Below are 16,081 nucleotides of genomic sequence, written 5' to 3'. Positions count from 1 at the left end.
AATAAGAAATCGGACTTTTTTTATTACCTTTATTTACTTGAAATCTCTTGATCATTTTGAACATCTAACGGAGCTCTCTTCCCTATTCCGAAAGCATAGAAACTAATTGTTACGATAGCTAAGAAAACAATACCTACAATTAGTGAAATACGAGTATCATCGTTAAACCACATTCCGATTAATACCATAATTAAAAAGGCAATTGTTAAATAGTTTGTAACAGGAGCAAATGGCATTTTGAATGGATGATCTTTCATCTCTGCTCCTTTTTCTTTTCTAAAACGCATTTGACTAATTAAAATAACAAACCATGGCACCATACCAGGAAGTACACTCGCACTATATACATATACGAATAAGTTTTTTGGTGCAATATAACTTAAAACAACACCAACCGCTAAACCGATAATTACGCCAACTGTACCGAATAAAGGTACACCATTTTTAGAAATTTTCGCAAAGTATTTTGGTGCTTGTCCATTTACACCTAACGTATAAAGCATACGTCCAGCACTATAAATACCACTGTTACAACCAGACATTGCCGCTGTAATAACAACGAAGTTAATAAGTCCAGCAGCTGCCGTAATACCGACCTTCGCAAAAGTCGCTACGAACGGACTACCAATTGAACTTAATTGATCCCAAGGATAAACAGTTACAATAACGAAAATAGCGCCAATATAGAAAATTAAAATACGCCAAATTGTACTTTGAATTGCTCTTGTAAGTGTCTTCTTCGGATCTTTCGCTTCACCAGCAGTAATCCCGATTAATTCCACACCTTGATATGCCCCAACTACAAGTGATAGCGCAAAGAAGAATCCTGAAAAACCACCCGTAAAGAAACCACCATTTTCCCATAGATTAGATATACCAATTGCTTCTCCGCCGTTCCCAATTCCGAAGAAAATGAGACCGAATCCGGCAATAATCATTAATAAAATCGTAACGATTTTAATCATTGCAAACCAAAATTCAAATTCACCAAATGACTTAACCGAAATTAAGTTAGCAGCACCAAGAATAACCATTGCAATAATACCCGGTATCCAAGCTGGCAAATCCGGGAACCAATATTGCATATACGCCCCAACCGCGATAATCTCTGACATCCCAACGATAACCCACTGGAACCAGTTACTCCAAGCTGTCATATAACCAGCTAACGGGTGAATATACTTATGACCGAACGTCGCAAATGAGCCTGTACTTGGCTCCATGTACAACATTTCTCCCATGGCACGCATGATGAAGAAGATAAAAATACCTGCAATTGCATAAGCAAGCATTACTGACGGACCTGTCCATTTAATCGTGCTGGCTGACCCCATAAACAAACCAACACCAATCGTTCCGCCTAAAGCAATCATTTGAATATGACGTGCTTCTAAACCTCTTTTCAATTCTTTGTTTGCCACTTCACTTCCCCCTCTTAGATGTTTCATAGCCGCATTTTAAAGCAAGATACTGTACCCTAATTCCTTTCGGCTCGAAAATGATGAAGCAAACGTCATTTTAAGATATCTTTAAAGCTATCTTAAAATCGTTTATTGCCTCTTATAAAATTTCCAAAACCTCTCATTTTCCGATTTTCTATAAATCTGAAAATTTCTTACTTTATATTAATTTATTTATCTGAAAAATTCAATTATTTTTTCAATAAATTAATATGCATGATTATGTTTAATTTTTAACTTAATTAGAAATAAAATACATCTATTCAATATGATTCTAGTGTAAATGTTATTACAATATAAATAACCGAGGAAAGCATTTCTTCCTCGGTTTTATACAGCATGTACTTCAATATTTATAGTTGATAACATCATTGTCCATCATTTAAATGAATTACATTTCCGTCTCACCTGAAAATATAATATATTAGTAAAATTACATACCATATACATCCTTCGCACGGACTTCCTTATCAAAGCGAACGAATTTACTCTTTACTTCCATTCCAGCTGCTTCGTATATGCGAGGTGCACCTGTAATATTCTCAGAATCTACATTTAGATTCACTTTCGAAATCCCCTCTTCATACAATTGCCCGAATGCATGGTGTAATAACGCCAATCCTAATCCTTGTTTCCGCTTAGAACTTCTTACACCTAAGTGAGTAATTTCAGCTTTATTATCAGTACCCTTTTTACTAAAAATAAATCCCACTACTTCATCTTCAATCATTGCTAGTGACCATAACGTAGGATGAAACCCAGCTCTTTCAGTACGCTGCAAAAACTCTTCTAACGTAGAAGGATGCGAATTCCAGTGGTCTGCAAATGCTTCATTAAAAGTTTGATGTAATCTTTCATCATCTAAACCGGGTATGTAATGTCGCACTGTAACATCCTTTGGCCATAGTGGCGATGGAACATTTTTCTTTAATTCAATCCCCATCCCTCACCATATACGAGTTGGGATAAATCCATCTTCTTCTAATACTTTTTCCTCATAGAAATTATTTGCTTGTGTTACAATCGTGCCATTCAAGCAAGACGAATTACTTACAAGCCCCGTAGCACGCTCTTCAAGCTTTGACCATATTACATGTTCAATTCCTTGATTTATATAATCAGGGTTTACAAATACGGCAGATGGAAACTGCCCTTCATTCCCTGTCAAAACTCCATAAGCGATTATTTCTTCTTCATTCATAACAACATAAGAGCTTTTACTAACATCAATACCTTTCCATGAGTTACTAATATCCTCTACCGTTGTATCAACTTCACCGTAAATGGCTTGATCATAAATTGTACATAGTTTTAAAATTTGTTGTAAATCTTCTTGTGTAGTTGCTTTAACATTTAGTTTATTTACTAAGTTTCGCATGCATTCCACCTCATTCTAATTGAAAATTCGAACCTTATCGCAAAAAACATTTCATAATACTACTATTTTATGAAAAATATTAGTCCTCCTAAAGCAATCAGCAATACACCCGAAAGCGGAAAACTCTTCTCTTCAGCTTTTATCTTTTCCTCAATAATATCTTTAATTTTCCCCTGCATATCATCTGGACATTTTTTAAATAAAATATTAGTTGTATGTAATGGCCTATTTAATATTCGAATTTTAACAGGAGATCCTGATAAATATATATTATTTTTATCCAAAGTAAATTCTATATTTGCTTCAGTAAGCCCTTCTTTCACTAATATATTCACTCGGCTAGAAGGTAAATTAAACACTGTATAATCGTTAAAAGCTAGCCCTCTAATATCGAAATGTGAGTATACGAGAACTAAAGTTATAAACAACAAAACTAGTACAACTATTGTTTTCACTAATGAAAGTTGATTTAACATATAAGAAGATGTTGTCATATAAACACAAAAGAATGCCATTAAATTACAAAGATAGTGGTTGACAATGAAAGTTTTTCTGATAACTATTGTAAGTCCGGAAATGATTAGTATAGCGCATGCTAGATTCATTAACATATTTTCACCCCCAAAAAACTATAACCATACAACTTTGTTATATTTTAACATTAATCACATATTCATACCTGTAATTTTTTCATAAAATACAAAAGAGTCTCATTAAAAAATGAGACTCTTTTACCATTTCATATTTAAATCGTTTTTGAAGTTTGTTTACCAAAAATAAATACTTTAGTAAACACCACCATGATAACTACAATAGTCAGAAAATAAAGTGGCATCACCATCAACGAACCTGTATGAAGCTGACTCATTCCCAAAATTGTCACCGTTACAATTACATAGTAGCCTAAGCTAAACAATGCACCTGCTGTACCAATGACATCTTGAAAATCTACTAATGCTAAACTTAAACAGTTAGGCAACGCTATTCCAATTCCTAATAGCAATATAAACATCGCTACTAAAAATCCAATCATATATATTATGTTTGGATTTGATCCAACTGAAGTAATAACAGTTAAAAGGATAGCTCCCCCTGTCATTACAAGACAACCGATATATATAATTTTCTCTGGTTTATAAGTAGCCAGTAAACGTTTTGAAACTTTCGCCCCAATAATTGAAGCAAAAGCGACAACGATTCCTAAAAATCCATACATACTAGGCGATAACTGAAAGTATTCAATAAAGATAAACGGCGCTTCTGCATAATAGCTAAATAAAACACCATTCGCTCCTCCAATTAATAGACCGTATGTTACTACTTTCGGATTTGTAATCAACCGTTTTAAAACAGAAAACACATTTATTTGATTCGTCACTGAGTCCGTTTTTGTTTCTGGAAGAGAAACAAACGTATACAGCAAAATTCCGACGCTCATAACTACTAAACTTAAAAATACTATTTTAAATCCAAACATTTGATCGAGAAAACCACCAATTAACGGACCTATCGCTGGTGTAAAGGCAATGACTGCCGAAATTTGAGCAAACATAACATGACGTTTATGCCCCTCTACACTTTCACGAAGAATCGTTTGTGTAACAACTGATCCTGCACTTGCCCCAAACGCTTGAATAAAACGACTTAGCAATAAAAATTCAATGGAACTTGCAATATAGCATAAGAAACTTCCTATCCCATATACTGCAATTCCAAATAACATTGCTGGGCGACGACCAATTATATCTGATAACCATCCAATAAAAAATACGCCTAAAGCAAATCCAGCAAAATAAACACTTAGCGTTAACTGTACCTCATTATTACTTACGTGCAACGCCTTTGAAATGTCTGGTAAAGACGGTGTGTAAATTGTTTCACTAATTTGCGGAAATGCTACAAGAATGATCATTAACAAGAGTGATGGTACTGAGACTTTTTTCATTTTTCATACCCTCCTATAACTTTGAAAATCTCAGAAATAAAAAGACTTTCCTTAGCTACGGAACAGGAGGGGCCATTATAGAAATTCGATCATAAAACAACAAAGAAAACACCTCAATTACGCATGTTAATACTTATAGGAGGGTATATATTAACATTGATTTTACAATATAGTCTTTCAATTATATGATAGGTTATGTTCGTTTTCTAGTGTTCATGATCTGAATCTTTGTTAGTAGATGACTGACCTTTTATTCTCTCAGAAAATTAATACAGTTTGAAAAGCGCAACTATACAACGGAAACGCACCCTCCAATTGTTAAAAACAGTCTTACAATTGAAGGATGCGTTTTTTATGTTACATTTTCACTGATTGTTTTTCTTGATAGATAATTTCTCCATCAATAATAGTTGTTTCTACTTTTAAATCTTTAATTTGGTCTGTATTGACATTTAAAATGCTGTCATTTAATATAACTAAATCCGCTAACTTACCGACCTCTATACTTCCTTTTATCTCTTCTTCAAAACTCGCATAAGCGCCATTCCATGTGTATAGTTTAATAGCTTCCATTACACTTATAGATTGATTCGCACCAATCTCCATCCCAAACTTACTTTTTCTATTAACAGCAACATGAATTCCTAATAAAGGGTTATAGTCAGTAACTGGCGCGTCCGAACTACCTGCTGCAATGATGCCACGATCAATAAAATCACGAGCAGCGTACATGTGGTTAACACGCTCACCATAGTGCCGTGCATATATCTCTCCAAATTCATATGGAAATGGAGGATTCGGAATTGGAACTATCTCGAGTTTTTTCATTCTCTCTTGTAAATCTGGTGAAGAAATTCCCGCGTGCTCAATCCGATGACGGTGATTTTTTCTTGGCGATTCCTCTAGCGCTCTTTCTACACAATTTAAATACATTTCAATAGCTTTATCACCTTGTGCATGTACAGTGATTTGATAGCCTTTTTTATGTGCTTCACCTAAAACTTGATAGATTTCTTCCTCACTATAATAAAGAATACCATAATTGTTAGAGTCACTAGAATATGACTTACGGGTTGCAATTGTAGGACCCGTGCTGCTTCCATCTGTAAACAATTTAGCTGGTCCAACTTTAAATCTCTCATCTCCGGTACCAGTTACCACACCAGCTTCGACCATTTTATTAACAAATTCATGGGAGTTATTTATCTGACATATCATTGCATATATTCTGACACGAATATCCCTACTCTTCACAGCTTGTTGTAGTAAACGAAAACTCTCAGGTCCATCTCCACCTGCATCATGTATACTCGTTATGCCAGCTGCAACGAAATGATCTGATGCAATTTTTGCTGCCTTCATCATTTCATTTTCTTTATAACTTGCAACCTCACTCATCCTCATATTTGCTGCTTCAATTAGCCTTCCTGTAAGCTTTCCTGCCTGATCTTTTTCGATAACTCCCCCACTCGTGTTCGGTGTGTTCTCGTTAATTCGCGCAATTTCTAATGCTTTGCTGTTCACTACGCTTATATGGTGGCAAGTACGAGTTATCATAATAGGATGTTCAACTGAAATTTCATCCAGCTCAGTAATTGTTGGATAACGCTTTTCCTTCACAGCGGTTTCATTAAATCCCCAAGCACGTATCCATTCACCTTTTGGCGTTTCTAATGCCTTCTTTTTCAGATCACCTAACAAAGCCTCGATAGAATCAATATGTTTAGCTTTACAACTGACAGCCAACTGATTTTGCCCATAAGAAATGAGATGAAGATGGGAATCAATGAATCCAGGAAGAAGCGTTTTTCCTTGCAGGTCAATTACATCCGTTTTTTCTCCTATAAAACTCTTAACCTCCTGATTTGAACCAACAACTACGATACGATTATCTTTTATTGCTACAGCCTCGGCCACTGTATTCTTTTTGTCTACTGTAATAACTTCTCCATTTATCAATACAACATCAGCTTTCATAAACTCAGCCCTTTCGGAATTACTCTTTTAGAGTGATTCGTTCCATATTTAAAGATATATCTCTGGAGATGCTGTTCCGCTTTCCAGCAAAATTTATCAATAACTAATTAAAGTTGAGCTAAACATTCTTTTATTGTTTTAACGATAAAAGTAAAGTCTTCCTCTGTAATGCTTAATGGAGGAGCAAGCTGCAAAATATTATTGTAACCTGCAACAGTGTCACCATTTTTACCAATAATTAGACCTTTTTCTTTACAATCATTGATGACTTTGTTTACCTTTTCAATAGCAGCCGGTTCTTTTGTTTGCTTATCTTCCACTAGTTCAATACCTAAAAGAAGGCCTTTTCCGCGAACATCTCCTACGTTTGGATGCTCTTTTACATCTTCTAATTCATATAACAGTCGTTCACCCAATTCTTTGGAACGTTCAATGAGTTTCTCATTCTCCATAATTTCTAAATTCTTCAAAGCCAAGGCGCAAGCAGCTGGATTTCCTCCGAACGTATTCACATGGCGGAAGCGATCATAATCTTCACTGCCTACGTATGCCTCATAAATCTCTCGTCTGACTGCTGTTGCTGACAAAGGAAGATACGCACTTGTAATACCTTTTGCCATTGTAATGATATCTGGTTTAACGCCATAATTCATAAATCCAAATGGCTTCCCAGTCCGGCCAAATCCACATATAACTTCATCACAAATGAGCAACGCACCGTGCTTCTCGCAAATTTCTTTTACTTTTTCCATATATCCATCAGGAGGCATCAAAATACCGCCCCCAGTAATAATCGGCTCCATAATCACGCCGGCTACTGTTTGACTTAACTCCCATGTCATAACACGATCAATTTCATCAGCACTTGCCAGTGTACGAACATCATCTGGATTACGATACGTATCAGGTGGTGCTACATGCAAGAACCCTTGCCCGAGTGGTTCATATTTATACTTTCGCTGCGCTTGACCTGTTGCTGCAAGAGCCCCCATTGAGTTACCGTGATAAGCACGATAGCGGGAAATAAACTTATAACGTGCATGATCACCTTTTTGTTGATGGTATTGACGAGCAATTTTAAACGCCGTTTCATTTGCTTCCGATCCACTGTTAGAAAAGAAAATGACATATTCATCATCAAGCCATTCATTCAATTTCTCTGCTAATTTAATAGCAGGAACATGACTTTGTGTCAGAGGGAAATATGGCATTTCTTCCAGTTGTTCAAAAGCCGCTCTTGCAAGCTCCTTTCGGCCATAGCCAACATTCACGCACCAAAGACCGGACATGCCGTCTAAATAACGGTTTCCATCAATATCCGTCACCCATGCTCCTTCTGCTTTTGTAATAATTAAATTCGTTGGATTAGGGGATGCTCCTTTCATTGCATGCCAAAGGTACTTTTCATCTGCTTGTTTCAAACTTTGTGTTTGTTCTGTCGCTTGCACAATCACCAACTCCATTCTATTCTTTTATGGTTTCACATAAAGTGAAACTTTAATCAGTGGGGGTTTTGTTCATCCCCCACCGATTATCAGCCCTCACCAATCGGGCTTTTACGGGCAGTTGATCCCCCACCTAACTTCTTTGCTCCAGCTGAATTTTGAGGTGGGGATCTTACTGCCCGTTAATGCGGGATCAATCTTTCAATAACGAGCCGTAAGCATTTTCTTGCGAGTATAGAATTCTACGCCATCTTTTCCATTTGCATGGAGATCACCATAGAAGGATTTCTTATAACCTGAGAATGGGAAGAATGCCATTGGAGCAGGAACCCCAAGATTGACCCCAAGCATACCTGCATCAATTTCTTCACGGAATTCACGAATAGCTTTCGCGCTATCGGTGTACAGGCATGCACCATTTGCGAACGGTGATGCATTAGCAACATGAATCGCTTCCATCAAGTCTTTTACACGTACAATAGAAAGAACCGGTGCGAAGATTTCATCTTGCCAGATTTTCATTTCCTGTGTCACATTGTCAAAAATTGTTGGGCCAACAAAATAACCGTTACCGTTTACTGCATCATCTTCACGTCCGTCACGAATAAGTGTCGCTCCCTGCTCTATACCAGATTGAATGTATCCGAGTGTACGCTCTTTATGTCCGTCACGAATAACGGGACCAAGGAACACCCCTTCTTCCAGCCCATTACCAATCGCAATAGCATTCGCCTCTTGAAGCAGTCTATTAACAAGTTCATCTGCAACGTCTTCTTCCACAACGACAACAGCCGCCATGCATCTTTCACCAGCTGAACCGAAGGCAGCACTTGTAATTTCTTTCACTGCAGAACTAAGGTCCGCATCTTTTAATACGATCGAATGATTTTTTGCACCTGCAAGAGCTTGTACACGTTTACCATTAGCTGCTGCTGTTTTATATATGTACTCAGCCACAGGTTGAGAACCAACGAAAGATACAGCCTTCACATCCTCATTGTCAAGAATGCCATTCACGACATCATGTGCACCATGCACAATATTTAGCACACCATCTGGAAGACCTGCTTCTTTAAATAGTTCAGCTATGCGATTAGCCAGCACTGGTGTTCTTTCAGATGGTTTTAATACAAACGTATTTCCGCATGCAATCGCGAGTGGGAACATCCAGCATGGCACCATCATCGGAAAGTTAAATGGCGTTATTCCTGCGATTACTCCGATCGGGTAACGATACATCCCTGATTCAACACCAGTCGCAATATCAGGAAGTTGCTCTCCCATCATTAAAGTAGGTGCACCTGCGGCAAATTCAACACATTCAATCCCTCGCTGTACTTCACCGTAAGCTTCTTTATAACTTTTTCCGTTTTCCAAGGTAACGAGTTTCGCTAACTCTTCCCAGTTTTCAATCAGTAACTGTTGATAACGAAATAGAATCCGAGCACGCCGAGGTACAGCGACCCTTCTCCAAGTTTTGAATGCTTCTTTCGCAGTTGCTACAGCTCTATCTAAATCTTCTTTAGTCGAAAGTGGCACACGAGCAATAATCTCGCCTGTTGCTGGATTTGGTACACCTTCAACTTGTTTACTTGTGGATTCTATCCATTGTCCGCCAATATAATTTTTCAACGTTTGTACATTTTTCGTTACTACCATGGTGAAACCTCCTATTTTAAGATAACCGTCCTTTGTATTACACCGTTCGAAAGAAAGCGCATTCATTTGATTATATATAAACTGACTTACATATCTCCAACATTACTAATCTTGTCCATTGAATACGCAGGAGCAGTCATCTGCTTAGCATTTGTCCACTCCCAGTTCACATTATTTCAGATCAATCTCATGGTTCATCTTATAATTCTTTTTCAAAAATACGGGGCAATCCCATTCACAAACAAGGTCCTTAGCCAAGGAAACAACCCAGTCCTTTGTAACATGATACTTTTTTCCATCAACAGTAATAAACACTTCACCGTCTGTCACATAGAAAACTTCCTGTTCTTCTACATGCCACGTTCCTTTATTCGGTTCACCTACCCATGACTCCCATGTGTTGGCACCTAGTTTCTCTGCTTCTTCTGCTGTAATTTTTTTCGCAAAAAACATGATGATATCCCTCTCTCTTATTGATAATTTTGATGGAATGCGTTCCTATAAATCTACTGTTTTAACATTGGTATCTGTATTAATATTGGTAGCTTTTAAACGTTTAAACTCTTTTCTCATAAAGTATATAGCAATGAGAACACCTGGAATTTCTGCAGCAGGAGCAGCGTACCATACACCTTCTACACCCCAGAATTTCGGGAAAATAAATAGAAACGGTAACATGAATAACAATATTTTGCTTACACTAATAAACGTTGCGGACCAGTTTCTCTCTTGTGATTCGAAATAACCGGAGATAAGCAAGCTGACTGCACTAAGCGTAAACAAACAATTGAATACAACTGTCGTCCAAATGCCCAGTTTTTGCAATTCAGGATTACCACCGGAAAAAAATGACACAATTGGATCTGCAAAAATGATTAGTACAGTTGTCACAATCACAAAGAAGGAAACTGTAAAAATGAGTCCCATTTTAATTGCTTGCTTAACACGATCAAGGTTTCCCGCACCGTAATTATAACTAATAATCGGTTGAAGTCCTGTCATCCCACCGAGCGCTGCTAAGGCGAGGAGATTGGTAATGTAACCGTTTTGAATCGTGAAAGCTGCAACGTGCAGACCACCACCGTAGCTTTGCAGTAAGTTGTTGGTGAAAATAATCGCAATAAACATCATGAACTGACTCGAGAAAGATGCAAAACCCGTCCAAACTACTTCGCCAATTTTCTTAAAATTAATCAGCATGTCTTTCATTTTTGGCTTAAGTTTCGTTTTACCAAACCAGAAATAAAAGATTAAGAGAACAGGAATCGATTGCGAAATCGTATTAGCCCATGAAGAACCCATCATCCCCATGTCATACTTCACTACCATAATCCATTCCATAATCCCAGCAACAACCGCTGCAACTAACCAACTGTTCATTGATAATATAGGTTTTTCATCGATATTAGTTAAAATACTTAATACAACGGCCAATATCGTTAATGGCAACGAAATCCATAGCAGTCGGCTATATTGCACCGCATATGGAAGTGCTTCTCCACTTGCTCCGAATAAAATCATAATATCGTTTTCAAAGACCAACCCAAGTATAGCTAACAAAGAAGAAAGGAAAAGAGTAAACCATAAAGTTTGCCCCATAATGCCTCGAGCTTCTTCTATCTTCCCTTTCCCCAGTCGAAGTGAAATAACCGCTCCGGCCCCCACACCCAAAAGAACACCAATCATACGGGTAATAACCATGACCGTAAATCCAATTCCTATCCCTTCGATTTCTAGCTCCTGAAAGCCACTGACGAAAAAGCCATCGATAACCGATACAACTCCTAGAATTACGTTAGCCATAATTCCTGCCAATGCAAACCGTAAATATAGTAACGGAATACTTTTGGTTCCAAGCACTGAATCATCCACCGGCTTATTCGTTATTTCTAGTTGCTCTATTTTCGATGACGGACGGTTGTCCACTATTTTCATGAGCATATCCCCTTACACATAATTTATATAGCAAGTTAAGCTCAATTAATTCGCATACCAACCTACAGGCTTGGCATGCTGGTGGATATTGATTTGCTTCGTTTCCATAAAGTGCTCCAGCCCATCAGCACCTAGCGCTCTGCCTATTCCACTTTGTTTATAACCACCCCAAGGACCTTCAACATAAGCAAGATGATAACTATTAATCCAAGTAATTCCCGCACGCAATTTACTAATAACACGTTTTGCTCGGTCCATATCTTCAGTAAATACAGCACCGGCTAATCCATAAATGGAATCATTCGCTTTTTGGATCGCATCTTCCTCATCTTTAAATTTCTGTACAACAAGGACTGGTCCAAAAATCTCTTCCTTAACAATACGCATATCTGCATTTACATCAGCAAAGATTGTTGGTGCAATGAAACATCCTCGATCCAGCCCATTGTCTGTTAAACGTTTACCACCACAAACTAATTTTGCACCTTCTTCGATTCCACTCTTTATATAATGTAAAACGTCATTCATATGAGACTCGGTTGTGAGAGCCCCCATTTCGATATTCTCGCTTTCTCCGTTTCCAACTACAATTTTGTTCGCACGCTCAGCCAACCGTTCAACAAACTTATCGTAAATGGTTTCTTGTACAAGCAAACGGGATGCAGCTGAACAAACTTGCCCAGCGTTGTGGAAAATACCAAACATCGCATTATCGACTGCCGTTTCAAAATCCACATCGTCAAACACAATAAGTGGAGATTTCCCACCTAGTTCAAGTGTGACTTTTTTCATATTTCCTGCAGCTACGCGCATAATACTTTGACCTGTTTTTGTTCCACCGGTAAAGGCAACTTTGTCAACATCGTGGCTCTCTGCAAGCTCATTTCCAACCTTTGAGCCAGGTCCTAATACTAAGTTTGCTACTCCGTCCGGAAGTCCAACCTCTTCGATGATTTCAAATAATTTGAATACGCTTACAGGAGTAACATCGGCAGGTTTAATTACAATTGTATTCCCTGCGGCAAGCGCAGGAGCAATTTGCCAAACGGCTAACATAAGCGGGAAGTTCCAAGGTACAATAAGTCCACAAACACCAATCGGTTCATGAATAATAATCGTTTCCGAAGAATCCTCACGAGTGTAAGATTCCTTTTTCATACCTTTGATCAAATCAGCATAATAGCGGAAGCATTGAACCGATACCGGGATATCCACATGGATTGTTGCACGAATAACCTTACCGTTATTTGCAGTTTCCAAACGGGCAATTTCAGCTGTCTTCTCTTCCAGACGGTCTGCAATCTTATATAGATAGTCAGCTCTTTCATCAGCCGATAAGTTCGACCAGATTCCGCTGTCAAACGCTTTACGAGCCGCCTTAATTGCTACCTTCGCATCGTCTTCTGATCCATGAGCTGACGTTGCGATAACCTCACTGGTTGCAGGATTGATAATGTTTCGTCTAGCACCCGATAATGCTTCTACCCATTTTCCGTCAATGAACATGTTAATTTTCATAACAACTCTCCTTTACGCAATAATATCTAACATTTTGAAACCAATATGCGCTATATTGACCAGCATCGTTTTCTGATTATAGAACGGGAATGATTTGAGGCGTTCCTTTTCAAATCGATATCCACCTGCACTTCCCGTAACGATCCATTGTGCCAATAAATTACCAAACAATGTCGAAAGAGACGCGCCGTGGCCCGTATAACCCGTTGCGAAATATGCGCCTTCTTTGGATCTGCCAATAACCGGGAACGTATCAATCGTCACACCGATAAATCCACCCCACCGGTAATCAATCTTACTTCCTTCTAGTTTCGGCATTATTTTAACCATGGCATCGTAAACACTTTGATAAACAGCATCACCTAAGTTTGGACGAATATCGCCACCGCCAAATACGATCCGATTATCTGGTGTGCGCCTGAAATAGTAAAGGAAACTGCTTGTATCAAAAACCATGCGATCATTAGGAATGACGGTATTCACCAGCGATTCTGGAAGCTGTTCAGTAGCAATAATACGTGCCGAAATTGGTAGTACTCCTTTATTCAGTTCAGCCATGATTTTTCCGGAGTAACCATCTGTAGCAACAATAATGTCTTTCGCTGTAACAGCACCTTTTTCTGTAACAACTTTCACACTGTTTCGCCCGTACTCAATAGATAGTGCTTTCGAATGCTCAAAGATTTTTGCATCTATCGATTTAGCTGCTTCTCCCAAACCAATTGCATAGTTCAGTGGTTGGAACGAGTAACTCGAGTCGTCGACTAAGCAACCATAATATTGCGGGGAATCAATTTCTTGATGCAACTGACTTCGATTAAGCACGCTACATTCATATCCAAAGTTTTTGTTTAAGTATTCACTTTCAAGTTTCAATCCTTCAAAATGCTTGGCTTTGTAAGCCGCCACAATGTGACCTGTCTTTCTAAAGTTACAGTGGATTTGATGCTCATCGATGATGTTTTTAACTAGTTCAACACTAAGCAGCGAAAGATCGTTAAGTTGTCTCGCCTCTTTAGCACCATACTTCTTAGCCAGCTCCTGCATCGTTGGCTTATAGCCCGGCAATACCATCCCACCGTTACGACCACTTGCGCCATATCCGATCGTTTCCTGCTCAAGGACAATGACACTCTTCCCTAATTTTTGCAAATGATATGCAGAAGAAAGACCTGTGAAGCCTGCACCAATAATAACAACATCCGCCTCTTCCTTTCCTTCAAGAGGTTTTCCTTTGTCATAGCTGTTTGCAGTCGCTTTCCAAAGTGAGAGAGTATCCATATGATCCATCTTATCCATAGCTAATCCTTCTCCTTTCGTGACATGTATGTTACAATACACTCAAAAATATTCAAAATATTCACATTTATTGAATTAATAATATGACTTGGAGTTCCCTCCAAGTCAATAGCCATTTGAGAGTTTTTTGAATTCATTTTGCGAAAAAAGTGGAGTTACTCCACTTTTTTCATCAGGAGGTACATCTATGAAGATTGGTACATTTGCGAAGCTTTTTCACGTTACAACCGATACAGTTCGTTATTACATTGAACTAGGATTATTAATACCAGATAAAAAAAACACCCAGTATCAAATGAACCAATTGTGTTTCGACGACATGACTTTTATTACTGAGCTAAAAAAATTTCATTTTTCATTGATAGAAATCCAACGAATTTTATCATATCGACGTGTCACAAACTTCTCGGACCATGAGGATATCGACTACTACAACAACTTACTCACTGATAAAAAGAACGAGCTGAATAATAAAAAAGAAGACATATCAAAAGCGATTCATTTGATTGAAAAAGCGGTTCAAACTAGCTCACCTTCACCTAAAGAAGAGAATGTTACAGGGATTCCGCTTGACTTTGTAAATCTGCTCTATTGTCCAAAGTGCCGCATTCCACTTGAAATGGAAGATGTAACGATAAAAAAAGTCTACATTCACACGGGGAATTTAACTTGCACTTGTGGATACGAGGCAGCTATAGAGGAAGGTATTATCATTACCGCAAACTTGTACGAAACATCTCCTTATCCATCATATTTTTACGATAAAGAAACGATTAAAGAAATCAATCCTAAAATGATTAACTTATTTGAAAAAAGTAATTTTCAATTTCAAAAAGTTCTACAAAATATAGATTTGACAAACAAATTAATTGTGGAAACAAACATTGACGCTTTTGTATCACTACCAAAATATATTGATACTCTTGAAACGAGCGCATCCTATGTATTCAGTGGCTATTCGCTTGCAATGCTCAAGAAGGTTAGAAATAGAATTGAGCGTATGAATCCGAAACCACGCGTCCTTTATATTTTGAATTCCGATTTAAATCTACCATTAAAACCGCTTAGCATCGATGTTTTTGTGGATAGTTTTACAATAACTGATTTTTCACTGCTCAATCCCGAGTTCCCAAGTCACGTTCTAAAAAACTATTTACATAGCAGTTCAACAATTGTCGGTGGATACTCGTATTATGATAGATCGGCCAAATCCTTAAAAAATATTTCAGCCTTATATCCAAATTCCCATGAGCATATTTTACATCCAAAATACTTAGAAGAAAATTTATCAGTTAACGGATTTCAAATCATGCAAAATGAAAATATTGGTTACTGTACAGATCCAGGACCTTATTTCGATTATCATGTAAGAGACGAAAAATTCCACATGCTCATGTATTTGGCTAGTACGAAACAATAGCACAAAAAAGCGCCATCACAAGTGACGGCGCTTTTTCTATGTAAG

The 16,081-nt window shown here is 37.8% G+C and carries 11 protein-coding genes and 1 pseudogene; 1 reads left to right on the top strand and 11 read right to left on the bottom strand.

Features of this window, described 5'->3' with window-relative positions; all coding sequences use genetic code 11:
- Positions 1-29 precede the first annotated feature (29 nt).
- The 11 genes and pseudogenes from CDB3_RS07050 to CDB3_RS06995 form a co-directional block, all read right to left on the bottom strand.
- Complete coding sequence (locus tag CDB3_RS07050) at positions 30-1,421, bottom strand: amino acid permease (RefSeq protein ID WP_128853894.1); 1,392 nt, start codon at positions 1,419-1,421, stop codon at positions 30-32.
- Between the two features lie 472 nt (positions 1,422-1,893).
- Positions 1,894-2,838: pseudogene (locus tag CDB3_RS07045) on the bottom strand (GNAT family N-acetyltransferase).
- A gap of 62 nt (positions 2,839-2,900) precedes the next feature.
- Entirely contained in the window at positions 2,901-3,449 is a 549-nt protein-coding gene (locus CDB3_RS07040) for a hypothetical protein (protein ID WP_128853893.1), read from the bottom strand.
- 134 nt (positions 3,450-3,583) lie between these two features.
- Positions 3,584-4,783, bottom strand: coding sequence for a multidrug effflux MFS transporter (locus CDB3_RS07035; RefSeq protein WP_128853892.1), 1,200 nt, complete (start codon positions 4,781-4,783; stop codon positions 3,584-3,586).
- 357 nt (positions 4,784-5,140) lie between these two features.
- Complete coding sequence (locus tag CDB3_RS07030) at positions 5,141-6,760, bottom strand: amidohydrolase (protein ID WP_128853891.1); 1,620 nt, start codon at positions 6,758-6,760, stop codon at positions 5,141-5,143.
- 107 nt (positions 6,761-6,867) lie between these two features.
- Positions 6,868-8,223 (bottom strand): aspartate aminotransferase family protein, encoded by a 1,356-nt coding sequence (locus CDB3_RS07025; protein ID WP_179139673.1) that lies wholly within the window; start codon positions 8,221-8,223, stop codon positions 6,868-6,870.
- A 183-nt stretch (positions 8,224-8,406) separates the two neighbouring features.
- Entirely contained in the window at positions 8,407-9,864 is a 1,458-nt protein-coding gene (locus CDB3_RS07015; RefSeq protein WP_128853890.1) for a CoA-acylating methylmalonate-semialdehyde dehydrogenase, read from the bottom strand.
- Between the two features lie 171 nt (positions 9,865-10,035).
- Positions 10,036-10,317: a cupin domain-containing protein gene (locus tag CDB3_RS07010; protein ID WP_128853889.1), complete on the bottom strand. Its 282-nt coding sequence runs from the start codon at positions 10,315-10,317 to the stop codon at positions 10,036-10,038.
- 45 nt (positions 10,318-10,362) lie between these two features.
- A complete protein-coding gene (locus CDB3_RS07005; protein WP_128853888.1) occupies positions 10,363-11,799 on the bottom strand; it encodes an MATE family efflux transporter in 1,437 nt (478 codons plus the stop codon).
- Between the two features lie 45 nt (positions 11,800-11,844).
- The gene (locus CDB3_RS07000; protein WP_128853887.1) at positions 11,845-13,317 is read right to left on the bottom strand and encodes an aldehyde dehydrogenase family protein; all 1,473 of its coding nucleotides are present in this window, start codon (positions 13,315-13,317) and stop codon (positions 11,845-11,847) included.
- A gap of 12 nt (positions 13,318-13,329) precedes the next feature.
- Complete coding sequence (locus tag CDB3_RS06995; RefSeq protein WP_128853886.1) at positions 13,330-14,616, bottom strand: NAD(P)/FAD-dependent oxidoreductase; 1,287 nt, start codon at positions 14,614-14,616, stop codon at positions 13,330-13,332.
- Between the two features lie 187 nt (positions 14,617-14,803).
- Between CDB3_RS06995 and CDB3_RS06990 the strand changes: the two genes are divergently transcribed.
- Positions 14,804-16,036, top strand: a complete 1,233-nt coding sequence (locus tag CDB3_RS06990; protein ID WP_128853885.1) for a MerR family transcriptional regulator — start codon at positions 14,804-14,806, stop codon at positions 16,034-16,036.
- Positions 16,037-16,081 lie beyond the last annotated feature (45 nt).

Source organism: Bacillus sp. CDB3, assembly GCF_002081505.1.
Lineage (GTDB): Bacteria > Bacillota > Bacilli > Bacillales > Bacillaceae_G > Bacillus_A > Bacillus_A cereus_AT.
Note: the sequence above shows the minus strand (reverse complement) of the source record. Positions and strands in the feature narration are given on the sequence as shown.

What these genes read in the sequence shown, in the direction of transcription:
- CDB3_RS07000 (WP_128853887.1), bottom strand. Translation starts at nt 13,317, where the DNA reads ATGAAAATTAACATGTTCATTGACGGAAAATGGGTAGAAGCATTATCG.
- CDB3_RS06995 (WP_128853886.1), bottom strand. Translation starts at nt 14,616, where the DNA reads ATGGATAAGATGGATCATATGGATACTCTCTCACTTTGGAAAGCGACT.
- CDB3_RS07035 (WP_128853892.1), bottom strand. Translation starts at nt 4,783, where the DNA reads ATGAAAAAAGTCTCAGTACCATCACTCTTGTTAATGATCATTCTTGTA.
- CDB3_RS07015 (WP_128853890.1), bottom strand. Translation starts at nt 9,864, where the DNA reads ATGGTAGTAACGAAAAATGTACAAACGTTGAAAAATTATATTGGCGGA.
- CDB3_RS07030 (WP_128853891.1), bottom strand. Translation starts at nt 6,760, where the DNA reads ATGAAAGCTGATGTTGTATTGATAAATGGAGAAGTTATTACAGTAGAC.
- CDB3_RS07005 (WP_128853888.1), bottom strand. Translation starts at nt 11,799, where the DNA reads ATGAAAATAGTGGACAACCGTCCGTCATCGAAAATAGAGCAACTAGAA.
- CDB3_RS07010 (WP_128853889.1), bottom strand. Translation starts at nt 10,317, where the DNA reads ATGTTTTTTGCGAAAAAAATTACAGCAGAAGAAGCAGAGAAACTAGGT.
- CDB3_RS07025 (WP_179139673.1), bottom strand. Translation starts at nt 8,223, where the DNA reads ATGGAGTTGGTGATTGTGCAAGCGACAGAACAAACACAAAGTTTGAAA.
- CDB3_RS06990 (WP_128853885.1), top strand. Translation starts at nt 14,804, where the DNA reads ATGAAGATTGGTACATTTGCGAAGCTTTTTCACGTTACAACCGATACA.
- CDB3_RS07040 (WP_128853893.1), bottom strand. Translation starts at nt 3,449, where the DNA reads ATGTTAATGAATCTAGCATGCGCTATACTAATCATTTCCGGACTTACA.